The following is a 16,324-nucleotide window of genomic DNA, read 5'->3' on the forward strand; positions in this document are numbered from 1 at the left end:
CCGGCGGTACACTGCCCCCGGATCTGCCCATTTCAGCGGAGGGACGGCGCATGTCGGCCACGGCACCACCGGTGATCCTCGTCGTCGCCCGGGATCCCGACGCGCGCTCGGCCATCGTGGCCGAGCTCGCTCGCCGCTACGGCGCGGACTACCGCATCGACGAGGTCGTGGACGAGCACGAGGCGGCCCACCGGATCGAGATGCTCAGCGACGAGGCGGGGCAGCTCGCCCTCATCCTCGCCGACCGTGCCGGTGACGTCGACGGGCGGACGGTGTTCGCCGTGGCGAGGTCGTGGTTCCCCGACGTCCGGCGCGGCCGGCTCATCGAATGGGGCCAGTGGGGCGACGCCGGGGTGCGCGAGGAGATCCTCTCCCTCATGGCCGCCGGTGAGCTCGAGTACTACGTGATCCGGCCGTGGCACTCGCCCGACGAGTACTTCCACCGCACCATCACCGAGTTCCTGCTCGAATGGGAGCGCTCGATCGGCGCCCGTCCCCGCGAGGTCACGGTGATCGGGCGGGCGAGCCTGCCGCGCACCCACGAGGTGCGGAGCCTGCTGGCGCGCGGCGGCGTGCCGCACGACTGGCTCGAGCCCGCCGACCCGACGGCACGGGAACGGCTCGACCGCTCCGGGATCACCGACATCCCGGACGTCCCGGTCGTGGTCATGCTCGACGGCCGCGCGGTCATCGACCCGTCCAACGCCGAACTCGCTGCGGCGTACGGGCTCGACACCGTCGTGGACGCGGACGGCACCGCCGACGTCGTCGTGGTCGGCGCGGGCCCGGCGGGGCTCGCTGCGGCCGTCTACGCCGCCTCGGAGGGCCTCGACGTCCTGGTCGTCGAACGCGAGTCGATCGGCGGCCAGGCGGGGTCCAGCTCGCTCATCCGCAACTACCTCGGCTTCTCCCGCGGCATCTCCGGGTCGGAGCTCGCCCAGCGCGCCTACCAGCAGGCGTGGGTGTTCGGAGCCCGCTTCGCCCACGCGCGCGAGGTCGTCGGGCTCGAGCGCGATGGTGCCGGCTTCGTGGTCCACATCGCGCCCGACCTCGCGGTGCGGTGCCGGAGCGTGGTGCTCGCGACCGGCGTGTCGTACCGGCGGTTGGGCGTCCCGGACCTGGAGGGCTTCGAGGGCAACGGGGTGTACTACGGCGCGTCCGCGGTCGAGGCCCCGGGCATGGCGGGCAAGCCGGTGTTCGTCGTGGGCGGCGGCAACTCCGCGGGGCAGGCGGCGCTGCACCTCGCCCGCTACGCGGCATCCGTCACCCTGCTCGTACGCGGCACGTCGCTCGCCGACAGCATGTCGCAGTACCTCATCGACCAGCTCGCCGCGCAGGGCGTGACGATCCGCTCCCGCGCCGAGGTCGTCGGCGGAGGCGGCGGCGGGACGCTCGAGCACATCATCGTGCGCGATCGCGACTCCGGCGAGACGATCGAGGAGGCGTGCGCCGGATTGTTCGTCCTCATCGGCGCCGCGCCGCGCACCGGCTGGCTGCCACCCGACGTGGTGCGCGACCGCTGGGGATACGTGCTCACGGGTCCCGACGTCATCGCGCAGGGCGGAGGGGGCGTCTGGCCGCTCGAACGCGAACCGGCCTCGCACGAGACGAGCCTGCCCGGCGTGTTCGCCGTCGGGGACGCGCGCCGCGGGTCGGTCAAGCGGGTCGCGTCGGCGGTGGGCGAGGGATCGGTCGTGGTGTCGTCGGTGCACGCGCACCTCGCGGAGGTCGAGGCGGCCGGGGCCGCGACGACGACCGGCACGGGCGGGGAGGGGAGCGCGTCGCGATGACGCGCATCGAGCCGGGGACCGGGCCGGTGGCGCCGTCGCCGTCGCCGGCTCGCGTCGCGCTCGTCGCCGCGATCCTCGCCGTGCCGTTGCTGGGGCTGTGGCTGCTCGTGGCCAGACCGGCGCTCGACCTCGAGTGGGAGCACCAGCCGGCGCACTTCTGGATCGTGCTCGCGGCCGGGGCCATCAACGCGGCGCTCGCCTGGACCGTGGGAGCGGCGGCGCGGCTGCGCCGGGACGCGCGGCTCGTCCTCGTGTCGCTGTCGTTCCTCGCGGCCGCCGGCTTCCTGGCACTGCACGCGCTCGCGACGCCAGGCGTGCTGCTCGGAGGCTCGAACACGGGCTTCGCGCTCGCGACGCCCGTCGGCCTCACCGTCGCGGCGGTGTTCGCGGCATGGTCGAGCCTCGACCTCGACGGCGACAGCGGCGCGCGCGTGCTGCGGCTCGCACCGTGGCTCGTGGGCGGGCTCGTCGCGCTCATGCTCGCGTGGGCCGCGGTGTCGCTGCTGCGGCTCGGGCCGCTCGACGCGCCGGCGCCGCCCGAGCGCATGGCCGTGCCGTTCGCACTGCTCGCGTGCGTCGGGCTCATCGGGTACGGGTTCGCCGTCATCCGCTACCTGCGCATGCCGCGCCATGCCGCCTCGCCGCTGCCGCTCGCGTTCGCGGCGGCGTTCACGCTGCTCGCCGAGGCGGAGATCGCGGTGGTGCTCGGCCGCAACTGGCACCTGTCGTGGTGGGAGTGGCACGTACTGATGCTCGCCGCGTTCGTCATCATCGCGGTGGCCGCGCAGCGCTCGTGGCGCGAGGAGCGCTGGGCGGGGCTGTACACGCACGACACGGCCGCGGGCGAGCGAGACGTCTCGGTGCTGTTCGCCGACCTCGCCGGGTTCACCCGCTTCTCGGAGTCGCACGATCCGGCCGAGGTGACGGCGATGCTCAACACGTACTTCACCGATGCGATCCCGCCGCTCGTCGAGCGGTTCGGCGGCCGGGTCGACCGGCTCATCGGCGATGCCGTGATGGCGGTGTTCGAGACGGATGCCGCGTCGAGCGCCTCGCACGCGCACCGCGCCGCCGGCGCCGCCCTCGCGCTGCAGCAGGCGACCGCAGTGGTCGCCGCCGAGCACCCGGACTGGCCGAGGTTCCGCGTCGGCGTGAATTCCGGGACCGCGAACGTGGGCATCCTCGGCACGGGCGGCGGGCGCACCTACACGGTCATCGGCGACACCGTGAACGTCGCGTCGCGCATCGAGCACCGCGCCCCGGTCGGCGGCGTCGCGATCGCCGCGTCGACGCGGGAGCGCCTCGGCGACGCGGCGGTGACCGAGCCGCTGGGGGCGCTGCGCGTCGACGGACGCGAGGCGCCCGTCGAGGCGCACCTGCTCGTCGGCCTCGCCGGCTGAGCGGATGACGCGCGGCGTACCGGGCGCCGGCTCAGGCGTGCGGGAGCGCGTACCCGTCGGGTGAGGCGACCGCGAGTCCGTCCGCGACCAGTGCGTCGAGCGCGCGTCGGAAGCGAGCGGGATCGTCGGGCAGCAGCCGTGCGAGTTCGTCCGTGCGGACCGGCCGGTGCGCGGCGCGCAGCTCGCGCATGACGATTCCGCGCGCCTCGCGGTCGCTGCCGGCGAATCGCGCCTGCCGTGGACGGCGAGGTCCGTCGTACTCCGGGTACCCGGCGGCGCGCCAGGCGCACAGGTCGGCGATCGGGCACGTCTCGCAGCGCGGTGCGCGGGCCGTGCAGACCGTCGCGCCGAGTTCCATGGCTCCGGCGTTGAACCGGTGGGCGGACTCCCGGTCGGCGGGGAGCAGGCGTTCCATCGCGGCGAGGTCTCGCACGGTGGCGGGCGGACCGGCCTCGGCGTGGCCGTCGACCGCGCGCGCGATGACGCGACGGGTGTTGGTGTCGACGACGGGATGCCGGTCGCCGAACGCGAACGCCGCGATCGCGCGCGCCGTGTAGTGCCCGACGCCCTGCAGGGCGAGGAGCTCGTCGAGGTCGCGCGGCACCTCGCCGCCGTGCCGCTCGACGATCTCGGTCGAGGCGCGGTGCAGCCACAGCGCGCGCCGCGGGTAGCCGAGCCGGTCCCATGCGCGCACGGCCTCGGCAGGCGGCTCGGCGGCGAGTGCGGCGGCCGTCGGCCAGCGTGCGATCCACTCCTCCCACCGCGGCTGGACGCGACTCACCTGCGTCTGCTGCAGCATGAACTCGCTCACGAGCACCGCCCACGGCGACACGTCGGCGGCGCGCCACGGCAGCGGTCGGGCCGCCTCGGCGAACCATGCGACGATCGCGCGCGCGATCCGGTCGGGGCGGTCGGCGTCCCGGGGGTCGCCGGCGCGGGCGGGCTGCGGCATCCGCCCAGCCTATTCGGGCCCAGCCGTGCGACGACGCCGCATCGACGCGGACCCCGCCGCGCCGTACGCTCGACGCATGGAACTGGTCACCACGCCGCGCGTCGCGTTCCTTCGACAGGTCGTCGACGGGTTCCTCGCACAGACGGGCCGCGGGCGCGTGATCGTCGCGATCGACGGCCCGGTGCGGAGCGGCAAGACCCAGCTCGGCGACGACCTCGCCGACGTGCTGCGGGAGCGCGGCCAGGCGGTCTTCCGCGCGAGCGTCGAGGACTTCCACCGCTCGCGCGAAGCCCAGGCGGAGTACGGGCCCGACACGCCCGATCGCTACTTCGGCTACGGCATCGACGAGTCGGTGCTGAGGCGCACGCTCGTCGACCCGTTCCGCATGGCGGGCTCGGCCGCGTTCGTCACGAGCGCGTTCGACCTCGTGCGGGACGCCTGGGTGGAGCCGAAATGGCGCACGGGCCCCGCCGACGCGTTCCTCGTGCTCGATGGGCGGTTCCTGCTGCGCCGACGGCTGCGCGACCTGTGGGATGTGCGGATCGCGGTCGACGGCGACCCGGTCGACCCGGCCGACGTGATCGCCTACGCGGAGTCCGACCCGCGCGAGCACGCGCAGGTCGTGATCGACGTCGCCGACCCGGCCCACCCGCGGAGTGGCGGCCCCCGAGGCTAGCTTCGGAGCACGGCCGTCACGCGCTCCGGCGGCAGCGGCGCGCCCGCGCGCTCGACCTCGTGCACGAGCGCGACGAGCGCGCGGTTGACGGGTGCGTCGAGCCCCGCGGCATCCGCTTCGCGCACCACCGCGCCGTTCAGGAAGTCGATCTCGGTCGGCTGCCCGCGGCGGAGGCTCTGCTGCGTCGAGCCGAGGTTCGGCACGTCGCCCATCCGCACGCGCATCGACCACGGCAGCAGCTGCCCGGCCCACAGCGGCAGCCTCGCGAAGAGTCGCAGGCGTCGGTCGCCGAGCCCCTGCAGCGAGCCGAAGCGGATGCCGCGGGCCGCGCCCACGCGCACGGTCTCGCGCATCGACGCCGCGACCACGCGCCGCAGTCCGCGATCGTCGACGACGTCCTGGACGCTCCGGCCGACGATCGCGGGGACCGCGTTGAGCATGTTGACGACGAGCTTGGTCCACTGCGCGCCGCGGAAGTTCGCGATCGCCACGATCGGCGCCGCCTCGGAGAGCAGGGCGGCGACCCGGCGCACCTCGTCGTCGGGTTCGCCGGCGCCGGCGACCGGTGACGGGCGGCCCAGGTAGCTCGCCGCGGTCGTGGTCACCCGCACCGACCCGGGCTCGGTGTAGTTGGCGGCGATGATCGACAGCAGGCCCATGCACGACGAGCGGGGCAGCATCCGCTCGGCGGTGGCGACGCCGTCGAGTCCGTTCTGCACGACGACCACGGTGGCGCCGTCGACCACGTCGGCGTTCGCGGCGAGCGCCGACTCGGCATCCTGCGCCTTCGTGCACACCAGCACCAGGTCGGGTCGCGTCGTCAGCCGCTCGCCGGCCGCGGGATGCACGTGCGCATCGCCGTACCCGCCCGACAGGCGGATGCCGCCGGAGCGGATCGCCTCGAGTCCCGCGCCGCGCGCGGTGACCTCCACGTCGTGGCCCGCGCGCGCGAGCAGCGCCGCGAACGTCCCGCCGAGCGCGCCCGCGCCGATGATGCCGATCCTCACCGCTCCAGCGTAGGACGACCGGCGGTCGGCATCCGCTCGCGCTGTTAGCCTGTACCGCGTGAACAGCGGCATCCTCCTCGTCGACAAGCCGCAGGGGATGACCAGCCACGACGTCGTCGCCCGCATCCGCCGCCTCGCCGGCACGCGCAAGGTCGGGCATGCCGGCACGCTCGACCCGATGGCCACCGGGTTGCTCGTCATCGGGGTCGACTCCGCGACGCGCCTGCTGCACCACCTCGTCGGGCTCGACAAGGAGTACCTCGCGACCGTTCGACTCGGCTGGGGCACCACGACCGACGACGCCGAGGGCGAGGCCCTGCCCGCGGCATCCGCCGACGTCGTCGCCGCGATCGAGCGGGATCTGGTCATCGACCGCATGGCCGCGCTCACGGGCGTCATCGAGCAGGTGCCGAGCGCCGTGAGCGCCGTCAAGGTCGACGGCAAGCGGGCGTACCAGCGGGTGCGCGAGGGCGAGCAGGTGGAGCTGAAGGCGCGCACGGTCACCGTCGCCGCGTTCGAGTTGCTCGACGTGCGCCCGGGCGACGGATGCCTCGACCTCGACGTGCGCGTCGCGTGCTCGTCGGGCACCTACGTGCGGGCGCTCGCGCGCGACCTCGGCGCCGCGCTCGACGTCGGCGGCCACCTCACGGCGCTGCGCCGGACGCGCATCGGCCGGTTCGACGTCGCCGAGGCCGGCGAGCTCGAGGGCTTCGATGTCGCCGCGCGCCGACTCTCCCCGTCGGATGCCGCGCGGCGGACGCTGCCCGTCGTCGAGATCGGCGCCGACGCCGCGCGCGACCTCCGACACGGCAAGCGCATCGCGGCACCTGCCGACGCGGACGCCGTCGCCGGTCCCATGGCCGCGATCGGGCCGCAGGACGTGCTCGTGGCGATCGTCGAGCGCCGCGGCCCGCAGCTGAAGGTCGTCACCGGGTTCCCCGCCGAGGAGGGCGCATGATCGAGTGGTTCGCCTACGTGCAGGTCGCGGTCGCCGTCGTCGGCGGCGTGCTCTGCGTCGTGCTCGGGCTGGCGAAGCGCGTGCCGAACGACCTCGTGCTCGGCGTGCTCGCCCTGGTCGAGCTGCTCCTCGTCGCCCAGGTCGTCGTCGCGATCGTCGCCCCGGCCGTCGGCAACGCACCCACCGGCGACCCGCTCGAGTTCTGGGTGTACCTGGTCAGCGCGCTGCTGCTGCCGCCCGCGGCCGCGTTCTGGGCGCTCCTCGACCGGAGCCGCTGGGCGACGGTCGTGTGCGGCGTGGCAGCACTCGCCGTCGCGGTCATGGTGTACCGCATGCTGCAGATCTGGACCGTGCAGGAGGCGTGATGCGCGTTCTGGGAGAATCGACGGACATGAGCGACGCACGCACCGAACCCCCCGCGGGGCCGAGCCGCATGAGCGGCGTCGGCCGCGTCCTCGTCGCCGTGTACGCGGTGCTCGCGCTCGCGGCGACCGGCCGCAGCTTCGTGCAGATCGTGCAGCGGTACGACGAGGCGCCGCTGGCCTACACGCTCTCCGCGCTCGCCGCCGCCGTCTACATCGTCGCCACGGTCGCGCTCCTGCGCCCCGGGCGCACCTGGTACCGCGTCGCGTGGGCGACCATCGTCTTCGAGTTCGCCGGGGTCGTCGTGGTCGGGGCGCTCAGCGTGGTGCGGCCCGACCTGTTCCCCGACGACACCGTGTGGTCGTGGTTCGGCCGCGGCTACCTGTTCATCCCGTTCGTGCTGCCGTTGCTCGGCATGTGGTGGCTCGCCACGCACCGGCCCGACGCGGATGCCGCGGCGCCGGCCGGCCGGGCGGCGTCCGTCGCCCGCGCGGCATCCGCCGACCGCGACGCCTCGGCGGAGGGCCGCTCGTGAGGACCTTCGACGGACTCGATGCGGTGCCGCGCGGCTTCGGGCCCTCGGCGGTGACGATCGGCAAGTTCGACGGCGTGCACGAGGGGCACCGCGCGGTCATCGCGAAGCTGCGCGAGATCGCCGAATCCCGTCGGCTCGCGGCCGTCGCGATCACGTTCGATCGTCACCCGGCCGCCTTCCACGCCCCCGACCGATGCCCGCCGCAGCTCATCAGCACCCGGCAGAAGCTCGAGCTGCTCGCCACCACCGGCCTCGACGCGACGGTGCTGCTGCACTACGACGCCGCCCTCGCGTCGAACTCCGCCGACGAGTTCGTACGCCGCTTCCTGGTCGAGGCGCTCCGGGCGCGCGTGCTGCTCGTCGGCCACGACTTCAGGTACGGCGCAGGAAACGAGGGCGACGTCGACATGCTGCGGCGCCAGGGCGAGGAGCTCGGCTTCGAGGTCGTCGTCGTCGACGACGTCGTGCCGGAGGGCGGGCGGCGCGTCTCGTCGACGTGGATCCGCGAGCTGCTCGATGCCGGCGAGGTCGAGCACGCGGCGAAGCTGCTCGGCCATGTCCCGACGGTGAGCGGGATGGTGGTGCACGGCTTCAAGCGCGGGCGCGAGCTCGGCTACCCGACTGCGAACCTCGAGCCGGATGCCGAGGGCTTCATCCCGGGCGACGGCGTGTACGCAGGCTGGCTCGTCGACGGCGGCGTCCGGTACCCGGCCGCCATCTCGGTCGGCAACAACCCCACCTTCGAGGGCGTGCGGATGAAGCAGGTCGAAGCGTACGTGCTCGACCGCGATCTCGACCTGTACGACCACGTCGTCGGCATCGAGTTCGCGCACCGGGTGCGGGGCATGGAGAAGTTCGAGGGCATCGAGGCGCTCATCGAGCAGATGGGGCGCGACGTGGAGCGCGTGCGGGAGCTCGTGGCCTGACGCCGGCCGGAGCCGCGCAGCTCGGCGCTCAGGCCCCCTGCGGCGCGGGCGGCACCTCGTCGTCGCGTGGTGCGCGGGGGGCGTCGTCGCCGATGCCGGTCAGGAACCGCAGCAGGCCCGCCGCGGTGTCGACCAGCGGGGAGCCGTGGCCGAACTCCCAGCCGGCATCCGTCGCCCGCAGGCGATGCCCGGAGATCACCGCGCGGATCTCGGTGGGCGCGGCGGCCGCGCGGCGGAGGGCGACCGCGCCGGACGCGCGCGGCGAGAGCGGCACGACCACGCCGACCGCGTCGCCGATGAGCAGCGCGGCGACCACGGCGTCGTCGAGCTCGACGACGTCGGTCGGCTTGGGTCGGTCGCGGACGACGCCCGCCCGCGCCGCGATGGCGCCCGACGCCTCCGCGGGCCCGGCGAGCCGGGTGAGCTCGGCGAGCCGCCGGGCCTCGCCCCCGCGCGCCAGCCGCCCCGCGGCGTCCAGTGCGCGACGGGTGCGCGTGCGACCGAAGTCCTCGACGAGCTCGGACGCCACGTCGCCCACCCGCCAGCCCGGACGCGCAGTGGGTGATGCCCAGGCGTCGCCGTCGCACGATCGGACGACGGCGGCGAGCGCCGTGAGCACCTCGGCGGTCTCGGCACGACGGTCGGCGGTCACGCCGGACTCGTCGACGTCGGAACGTCGGCTGAGCGGAAGGTAGCGCGAGAGGTCGGCCACCCGCCCAGCCTAGACTCGGCTGGTGACGAATGCCGCCCTCCGCCCGCTGTGGGCGGGGCGCACGCTCGCGCTCGTCGGCATCGTCGCCGTCGCGTTCAACCTCCGGACGGCGGTCGCGTCGCTCTCACCGATCCTCGTCTCGCTGGAGCGCGACATCCCGCTCTCGGCGGTCGCCGTGGGCTTGCTCGGCATGCTGCCGCCCCTGTGCTACGCGGTGTTCGGCATCGTCACGCCCGTGCTCGCGCGGCGGTTCGGCCTCGAGGCCACGCTGCTGGTCTCGCTCGGGGCGCTCGCGATCGGCCTCGCCTGGCGCGGGCTCGCGCCGTCGGCGGAGTGGCTCCTCGTTGCGAGCTCGCTGACGTTCGCCGCGATCGGCGTCGGCAACGTGCTCCTGCCACCGCTCGTGAAGCGGTACTTCCCGGATCGCATCGGCCTGCTCACGACCGTCTACGTCACCGCGATGTCGGTGAGCACGTTCCTGCCTCCGCTGGTCGCCGTGCCGGTGGCGGATGCCGCGGGGTGGCGCGTCTCGCTGGGCCTGTGGGCGGTGCTCGCACTGGCGTCGCTCGTGCCGTGGATCGCCCTGCTCGTGCATCCGCGGCGTGAGGTTCCGGCAGAGCTTCCCGAGGAGGCCGAGCCGGGCCTGCTCCGTCGCGCGTTCCGGTCGCCGCTGGCGTGGGCGCTCGCGATCGTGTTCGCCGTGTCGGGGTTCAACGCCTACGCGCTGTTCGCGTGGTTGCCGCTGATCCTGCAGGAGACCGCGGGGTCGTCGCCGCTCGAGGCGGGTGCGCTGCTGTCCCTGTTCGCGGCGATGGGCCTGCCCGCGGCGCTGGCCGTGCCCGTCCTCGCCGAGCGGCGCGGAGCGGTGCGGGTGCTCGTCGCGATCGGCGCGGCCGGCATCGTCCTCGGCTACCTCGGGCTCATCCTGGTCCCGTCGACGGCGACGTGGCTCTGGGTCGCCCTCATCGGGATCGGACCGCTGTTCTTCCCGCTCGCCCTCGTGCTGATCAACCTCCGCACGCGGACGCACGCCGGGGCGGTCGCGTTGAGCGGGTTCGTCCAGTCCGCCGGCTACGTCGCGGTCGCCGTGGGACCGCTCGCGGTCGGCCTCCTGCACGACGCGACGGGGGAGTGGACGCTCCCGCTCGTGCTGTTGCTCGCCTCGGCGGTGCCCGCCGTGGTCGGCGGCGCCGTCGTCTCGCGCCCGAGGTTCTTCGAGGACGAGGGCGGCTGACTCCGGAGCCGGAGCCGTCGCAGCGGTGGGACGGGCATCGCCCGTCCCACCGGAGCGTTTCAGGCGGTCGCGCCGACCCCCACCGGGACGAGGCTCGCCGGCGCCGCCTCCTGCTGGTCGGGTGCCGCGATCGGGTCGTCGCGCTCCGCGCGACCGGCCGGCAGCAGGAACGCCAGCGCGAACGCGGCGGCGAGCACGGCGGCGCCCGTGGCGACCGCTGGGACCGCGGCATCCACGTACGACGTCGGCGTCAGCTCGCCGCCGGCGCCCGTGAAGACGGCCGTCAGGACCGCGATGCCGAGGGCCCCGCCCACTTCGCGCAGCGTGGAGTTCGTGCCGGTCGCCTTCGCGTGGTGTCGTTCGGGCATGCGCGCGAGCACGGCGGTCGCCATCGGGGCGAACACGAGTCCCATCCCGACGCCCGCGAGCACGAACGGCGGGACGAGCGTCGCGAACGCCACGTCCGTGGTGAGGACTCCCGCCATCCAGAAGAGGGCGACGGACTGCGCGCCGAGGCCGGCGACCATGAGGGCGCGCGTTCCGATGCGCGGCGCGATGAACCCGGCGATCGGCGCCACGACCATGGGCGCGATGGTCCACGGGGTCGTCATGAGCCCGGCCTCGAGGGGCGAGCGCCCCTGCACCACCTGCAGGAACTGCACGAGCAGGAAGATCGAGCCGAACATGCCGAAGCTGAAGGTGAGGCCGACCGCGTTCGCCACGCTGAAGCTCCGGTCGCGGAACAGCGAGAGCGGGAGCACCGGCGACGCGGTGCGCGTCTCCCACGCGACGAAGGCGAGCAGGAGGACGGCGCCGGCGCCCAGCGACGCGAGCACTTCGGTGCTGGTCCATCCCGCCTCGTTGCCGCGCACGATGCCGTAGATCACGCCGAGCACGCCGAGCCCCGCGAGCGAGACCCCCGGCAGGTCGAGCGGGCGGCGCTCGCCGCGCGAGTCCGGCAGCACCGCGAGGGCGAGCGGGATCGCGGCGACGCCGATCGGCACGTTGACCCAGAAGATCGACTGCCAGTTCCAGCCCTCGATGATGAGCCCGCCGATGAGCGGTCCGAGTGCGACGCCGAGCCCGGAGACGCCGCCCCAGATGCCGATCGCGGCGGGGCGCAGCCGCGTGGGCACCGCGCCGGCGAGGAGCGTCAACGACAGCGGCATGATCGCCGCGGCTCCGAGTCCCTGGAGCGCCCGCGCGCCGATGACCATCCACGGCTCGGTGCTGAGGGCCGTGAGGACACTCGCCGTGCTGAACACCGCGACGCCCGCGACGAACACGGTACGGCGCCCGACGCGGTCGCCGAGGGCCGCGGCCGGGAGGATGAAGGTCGCGAACGCGAGGGTGAACGCGTTGAGGAACCACTGCAGCTCCTCGATCGTGGCGCCGAGCTCGACGGCCATGACGGGGAGGGCGTTGGTGATGACGAGGTTGTCGAGGGTCGCCATGAACATCGGAAGCGACGTGGCGACGAGGACGAGCCAGACGGGGGCCCTGCGGACGGATGACATGTGAAGCTCCTGGACGGATGGATGAAGTAATCGAATGATTACAAACGTAATGTAGTAATCGACTGATAACATGTCAACCATGGCCACCCGATCCGAACGCATCCCCGCCGGAGAGCGGCGAGAGCAGATCCTCGACGCCGCCATCGCCGTGTTCGGCGAGCTGGGCTATGCCGGCGCCACGACCGATCGCGTCGCGCGCGCGGCCGGGATCAGCCAGCCCTACGTCGTCCGGATCTTCGGCACCAAGGAGCAGTTGTTCATCGAGACGCTGCGCCACACGATGGGGCGGGTCCTCGCCGCCTTCCGCGGCGCACTCGCCCGCGACGACGGTCGGTCCGCCGAGCAGCGCCTGGGCGAGGCCTACGTGCTGCTGATGGAGGATCGGGGTGTGCTGCTCACGATGCTGCACGGGTTCATGCTCGGCGGCGACCCCGCGATCGGGCCGGTGGCCCGCGAGGGCTTCCTCGAGATCTTCCGGATGCTGCGCGACGAGGCGCGCTTCACCGCCGACCAGATCCACCGGTTCCTGGCCGACGGCATGCTCATCAACACGCTGCTCGCCTCCGGCATCGCGCTCGCCGCGCCGGCCGACCGCGACGCCGCCGGGCTCATGGAGTGCACGTTCGGCGAGCAGGTCGGCGAGGCGCTGGCGCGCGCCTCGGCGTGACCCGGGTCCGATCCGGTTCCGGGTCCTGGCCGGGTCCGGGCGATCTCAGCGGTTCGCGGTCGGTCGCCACAGCATGACGATGTCGCTGTCACCGCGGCGGACCTCGATGAAGCCCTTCCGCACGTAGAGGTTCCGCGCCGGATTGCCGACCTCGACGCTGAGGCTCACGCCCGGTACGCCCGCGGCCGCAGCACGATCGAGCGCCGCGTCGATGAGGCGACCGCCGATGCCGCGGCCGCGCTCGTCGGCGGAGACCCACACCGACAGCTCGGGGATCTCATCGGCCACGTAGCCGTACGCCGGATCGTCGGCAGTGAAGTGCACGACCCAGGCGACCCCCGCCTCCTTGCCGTCGCGGACCGCGACGATCCCGTAGTCGCCATGGCCCGGGAACCGATCGAAGTAGTGCGCGAAGCGGCGCTCGGAGACCACGTCGGCCATCGTGAACCGCTCGCCCATGCGATTGACGTTGTCGAGGGTGGCGCGTGCGAGGAGGCCCCGGTCTGCCGGGCCGGCATCGCGGAGGCGTGTTCCGGCGTGCTGCGCGGGCCGGTGCACGAGCGCCGCCGCGCCGATGAGCGGCCCGTCGCCGGAGAGCTGCGACGGCACGATCCGCGTGCGCCGGACGAAGTCGAACGCGGTCCGCCGGTCGAGTGCGGCGCGGGCCGCGTCCAGCAGGGCGGGGGAGACGCGGGAGAATCCGCCGCCCACCGCGACGACGTCGAGGTCCACGAGGCTCGCGGCCGAGGCGATCGCCCGGCCGATCGCGGTTCCGGAGCGGGCGACCGCGGCGATCGCGACGGCGTCGCCCGCGGCGTGCGCGCGCGCCAGGTCCTCGCCGGTCGCGCCCGCGAAGCCGTTCGCGCGCGCCCAGCGCACCGTGCTCGGGCCCGAGGCGACCGCCTCGAGGCATCCGCTGCCGCCGCACGCGCACGCGTCGTCGAACCCGCCGACCTCGAGGTGGCCGATGTGGCCGGCGTTGCCGGTCGGGCCCGCGACCGGGAGGCCGTCGAGGACCAGCCCTCCGCCGACACCCGTGGAGACGACCATGCCCATCAGGTTCCGCGCGCCCCGGCCCGCTCCGACCCAGTGCTCGGCGAGGGCGATGCAGAGCCCGTCGCCCGCGAGCGCCGGCGGCGGCGCGTCCGGCACGAGGCCGGCGACCCGGTCGACGAGCGGATGCCGCCGCCAGGCGGGCACGTTCAGCGGCGACACGGTGCCGGCCTCGAGGTCGACGGGGCCGGCGCTGCCGATGCCCGCGCCGGCGAGTCCGGCTCCACCCGGAACGGCGACGAGGGCGTGGCGGACGACGTCCTCGACGGCGCGGTCGAGTTCGTCCGCGGAGGCGGCGGGTCCGGTCGGGCGCCGTGCACGCGTGCCGGCGACGACGCTGCCGACGTCGTCGACGAGGGCGGCCTCGACCTTCGTTCCGCCGAAGTCGACCGCGAGTGCGAGGCGTGCCGTCATGCGGTCAGCATACGGGCGCGGCATCCGTCGCCCTCTGCTCATGTGAGCAGATCGACCCGCGCATGTTGCCGTGCGCGCGAGGCGAGCCTACGCTGGGAGGCGGCGGAAGGAGACGAATGGACGAGACCGACGAACTCCTCTCGATCCGGGCGGCGGAGCTCTACTACGAAGAGAACAAGACGCAGGACGAGATCGGCCAGGCCCTTCGCCTCACGCGCTGGAAGGTCGGGCGGCTGCTCGCCCAGGCCAAGCAGCGCGGGTTCATCCGCATCGAGATCCTGCACCCGCGGGCCCGGCGACTCCCCATCGAGCGGCGGCTCCGCGAGGAGCGCGGGCTCGACGACGCGATCGTCGTCTCGTCGGCGGGCGTCGGCTCGCCCGACGAGCTGCAGGCCCGGACCGCACAGGCCGCCGCAGACTACCTCACCGCCCTCCGCCCGGTGCCCCGCACGCTCGGCGTCAGCTGGGGCCGCACGCTCTTCGAGATCTCGCAGCACCTGCGGAACGGCTGGGCCACCGGCGTGAACGTCGTGCAGATCAACGGCGGCGTGAGCCTCAACCGGCGCGCCGGCACCGCCGCGGCCACCGCGGTCGCCATCGCGCAGAAGGGGGGCGGCAACGCCACCCTCCTGCCCAGCCCGGCGATCCTCGAGCACCTCGCCACGAAGCAGGCGATCGAGTCCGACCGAGTGGTCGCGGGGGTCATCGAACTCGCCCGTTCCGCCGACGCCTACCTCTTCAGCGCCGGTCCGGCCGACCACTCGTCGGTGCACATCGAGAGCGGCTACCTCACCGAGTCCGACGTCGACCTGCTCGTGCAGAAGGGCGCCGTTGGCGACGTCGTCGGCCGCTACATCGACGCCGACGGCAACATCGTCGACTCCGGGCTCGACGCCCGCACCGTCGGCCTCACCCTCGACGAGCTCCGCGAGGGAAGGCTCCGCATCGCCGTCATCGCCGGCCGCGCGAAGCACCCCATCGCCGATGCGGTCGTCCGTTCGGGCCTCTGCTCGGTCCTCGTCACCGACGAGGCCACCGCCCTCCACCTCCTCGACGGCTGAGCCGCCCGCGGCATCCGTCACGACCGAAAGCCAGGAACACATGTCAGGCACCTCACTGGTCACCGCCCGGGAGCGCGCGCTCGCCGTGCTCGGCGGCGAGCCCGACGACGCCACCCTCCGCCGGTACCTCCACGGCATCGCCGGCGTCGACGCGGTCGGCCTCGAGCAGCGCGCCGCCGGGCTCGGCACGCGATCCATCAAGACGACCTCCAAGAAGCGGGCGCTCGACACGATCATCTCGCTCATCGACCTCACGACCCTCGAGGGCGCCGACACGCCCGGCAAGGTGCGCTCGCTCGCGGCCAAGGCCATGGTCCCCGATCCGACGGATGCCGCGACCCCGCGCGTCGCGGCCGTCTGCGTGTACGGCGACATGGTCCCGCACGCGGTCGAGGCGCTCGGCGCGCTGCACGGCGACCCCGACGACGGCCGCATCGCCGTCGCGGCGGTCGCGACCGCGTTCCCCTCGGGCCGGTCGTCGCTCGAGATCAAGCTCGCCGACACCGCCGAGGCCGTCGCGAACGGTGCCGACGAGATCGACATGGTCATCGACCGCGGCGCCTTCCTCGCCGGCCGGTACGGGCTCGTGTTCGACCAGATCGCCGCGGTGAAGGAGGCCTGTCGCCGCCCCGACGGCACGAGCGCCTCACTCAAGGTCATCCTCGAGACCGGCGAGCTCGTGACCTACGACAACGTCCGCCGCGCCTCCTGGCTGTCCATCCTCGCCGGCGGCGACTTCATCAAGACGTCCACCGGCAAGGTGCAGCCCGCCGCGACGCTGCCCGTCACGCTGCTCATGCTCGAGGTCGTGCGCGACTGGCACCTGATGACCGGCCAGCGCATCGGCGTGAAGCCCGCGGGCGGCATCCGTGCCTCGAAGGACGCGATCAAGTACCTCGTCACCGTCGCCGAGACCGTCGGCGAGGAGTGGCTGCAGCCGCACCTGTTCCGCTTCGGCGCCTCGAGCCTGCTGAACGACGTGCTCCTGCAGCGACAGAAGATGACGACCGGCCACTACTCCGGTCCCGACTACGTGACGATCGACTGAGACGAGAGCAC

General features: G+C 73.9%; 16 protein-coding genes and 1 pseudogene. 11 read left to right on the plus strand and 6 right to left on the minus strand.

Annotation, left to right across the window (positions count from 1 at the left end; genetic code table 11):
* Window positions 1–50 precede the first annotated feature (50 nt).
* Window positions 51–1,790 carry an NAD(P)/FAD-dependent oxidoreductase gene (locus ACULK4_RS07055; protein ID WP_445965421.1) on the plus strand — a complete coding sequence of 580 codons (1,740 nt, stop codon included), beginning with the start codon at window positions 51–53 and terminating at the stop codon, window positions 1,788–1,790.
* The gene (locus tag ACULK4_RS07060; RefSeq protein WP_445965422.1) at window positions 1,787–3,190 is read left to right on the plus strand and encodes an adenylate/guanylate cyclase domain-containing protein; all 1,404 of its coding nucleotides are present in this window, start codon (window positions 1,787–1,789) and stop codon (window positions 3,188–3,190) included. Before ACULK4_RS07055 ends, ACULK4_RS07060 begins: the two co-directional genes overlap by 4 nt.
* 31 nt (window positions 3,191–3,221) lie before the next feature.
* Here ACULK4_RS07060 and ACULK4_RS07065 read toward each other — a convergent pair whose 3' ends face one another.
* A complete protein-coding gene (locus ACULK4_RS07065; protein ID WP_445965423.1) occupies window positions 3,222–4,142 on the minus strand; it encodes an iron-sulfur binding domain-containing protein in 921 nt (306 codons plus the stop codon).
* 76 nt (window positions 4,143–4,218) lie between these two features.
* On the opposite strand from ACULK4_RS07065, the gene ACULK4_RS07070 reads away from it, so the two are divergent.
* The gene (locus ACULK4_RS07070) at window positions 4,219–4,818 is read left to right on the plus strand and encodes a nucleoside/nucleotide kinase family protein (RefSeq protein WP_445965424.1); all 600 of its coding nucleotides are present in this window, start codon (window positions 4,219–4,221) and stop codon (window positions 4,816–4,818) included.
* On the opposite strand, the gene ACULK4_RS07075 is transcribed toward ACULK4_RS07070, so the two are convergent.
* Window positions 4,815–5,825 (minus strand): ketopantoate reductase family protein, encoded by a 1,011-nt coding sequence (locus ACULK4_RS07075; protein WP_445965425.1) that lies wholly within the window; start codon window positions 5,823–5,825, stop codon window positions 4,815–4,817. The two genes, ACULK4_RS07070 and ACULK4_RS07075, sit on opposite strands and share 4 nt — an antisense overlap.
* A 97-nt stretch (window positions 5,826–5,922) precedes the next feature.
* On the opposite strand from ACULK4_RS07075, the gene truB reads away from it, so the two are divergent.
* The 4 genes from truB (at window position 5,923) to ACULK4_RS07095 (ending at window position 8,607) form a co-directional block, all read left to right on the plus strand.
* Window positions 5,923–6,783: a tRNA pseudouridine(55) synthase TruB gene (gene truB / locus ACULK4_RS07080; protein ID WP_445965579.1), complete on the plus strand. Its 861-nt coding sequence runs from the start codon at window positions 5,923–5,925 to the stop codon at window positions 6,781–6,783.
* Window positions 6,780–7,148, plus strand: a complete 369-nt coding sequence (locus ACULK4_RS07085) for a hypothetical protein (RefSeq protein WP_445965426.1) — start codon at window positions 6,780–6,782, stop codon at window positions 7,146–7,148. Before truB ends, ACULK4_RS07085 begins: the two co-directional genes overlap by 4 nt.
* A gap of 68 nt (window positions 7,149–7,216) precedes the next feature.
* Window positions 7,217–7,681, plus strand: a complete 465-nt coding sequence (locus tag ACULK4_RS07090) for a hypothetical protein (protein ID WP_445965580.1) — start codon at window positions 7,217–7,219, stop codon at window positions 7,679–7,681.
* Window positions 7,678–8,607: a bifunctional riboflavin kinase/FAD synthetase gene (locus tag ACULK4_RS07095; protein WP_445965427.1), complete on the plus strand. Its 930-nt coding sequence runs from the start codon at window positions 7,678–7,680 to the stop codon at window positions 8,605–8,607. The genes ACULK4_RS07090 and ACULK4_RS07095 overlap by 4 nt, the downstream gene beginning before the upstream one ends.
* Window positions 8,608–8,635: 28 nt before the next feature.
* On the opposite strand, the gene ACULK4_RS07100 is transcribed toward ACULK4_RS07095, so the two are convergent.
* Window positions 8,636–9,319, minus strand: coding sequence for a hypothetical protein (locus ACULK4_RS07100; RefSeq protein ID WP_445965428.1), 684 nt, complete (start codon window positions 9,317–9,319; stop codon window positions 8,636–8,638).
* A gap of 22 nt (window positions 9,320–9,341) precedes the next feature.
* Between ACULK4_RS07100 and ACULK4_RS07105 the strand changes: the two genes are divergently transcribed.
* A complete protein-coding gene (locus tag ACULK4_RS07105) occupies window positions 9,342–10,553 on the plus strand; it encodes an MFS transporter (RefSeq protein WP_445965429.1) in 1,212 nt (403 codons plus the stop codon).
* Window positions 10,554–10,612: 59 nt separating this feature from the next.
* On the opposite strand, the gene ACULK4_RS07110 is transcribed toward ACULK4_RS07105, so the two are convergent.
* The gene (locus ACULK4_RS07110; protein WP_445965430.1) at window positions 10,613–12,070 is read right to left on the minus strand and encodes a DHA2 family efflux MFS transporter permease subunit; all 1,458 of its coding nucleotides are present in this window, start codon (window positions 12,068–12,070) and stop codon (window positions 10,613–10,615) included.
* Window positions 12,071–12,149: 79 nt separating this feature from the next.
* Here ACULK4_RS07110 and ACULK4_RS07115 point away from each other — a divergent pair, with 79 nt between their 5' ends.
* Entirely contained in the window at window positions 12,150–12,737 is a 588-nt protein-coding gene (locus tag ACULK4_RS07115) for a TetR/AcrR family transcriptional regulator (protein ID WP_445965431.1), read from the plus strand.
* A gap of 45 nt (window positions 12,738–12,782) precedes the next feature.
* Here the strand turns inward: ACULK4_RS07115 and ACULK4_RS07120 are convergent, their stop codons facing one another.
* Window positions 12,783–13,196 carry a GNAT family N-acetyltransferase gene (locus tag ACULK4_RS07120; RefSeq protein ID WP_445965581.1) on the minus strand — a complete coding sequence of 138 codons (414 nt, stop codon included), beginning with the start codon at window positions 13,194–13,196 and terminating at the stop codon, window positions 12,783–12,785.
* Window positions 13,197–13,286: 90 nt separating this feature from the next.
* A pseudogene (locus ACULK4_RS07125) lies at window positions 13,287–14,204 on the minus strand (ROK family protein); the annotation flags it as partial.
* 116 nt (window positions 14,205–14,320) lie between these two features.
* Here ACULK4_RS07125 and ACULK4_RS07130 point away from each other — a divergent pair.
* Entirely contained in the window at window positions 14,321–15,265 is a 945-nt protein-coding gene (locus ACULK4_RS07130) for a sugar-binding transcriptional regulator (RefSeq protein ID WP_445965432.1), read from the plus strand.
* A 40-nt stretch (window positions 15,266–15,305) separates the two neighbouring features.
* Window positions 15,306–16,313 (plus strand): deoxyribose-phosphate aldolase, encoded by a 1,008-nt coding sequence (gene deoC, locus ACULK4_RS07135; RefSeq protein ID WP_445965433.1) that lies wholly within the window; start codon window positions 15,306–15,308, stop codon window positions 16,311–16,313.
* The last annotated feature ends 11 nt before the right edge of the window (window positions 16,314–16,324 follow it).

This window comes from Agromyces selenitireducens, from assembly GCF_052748465.2.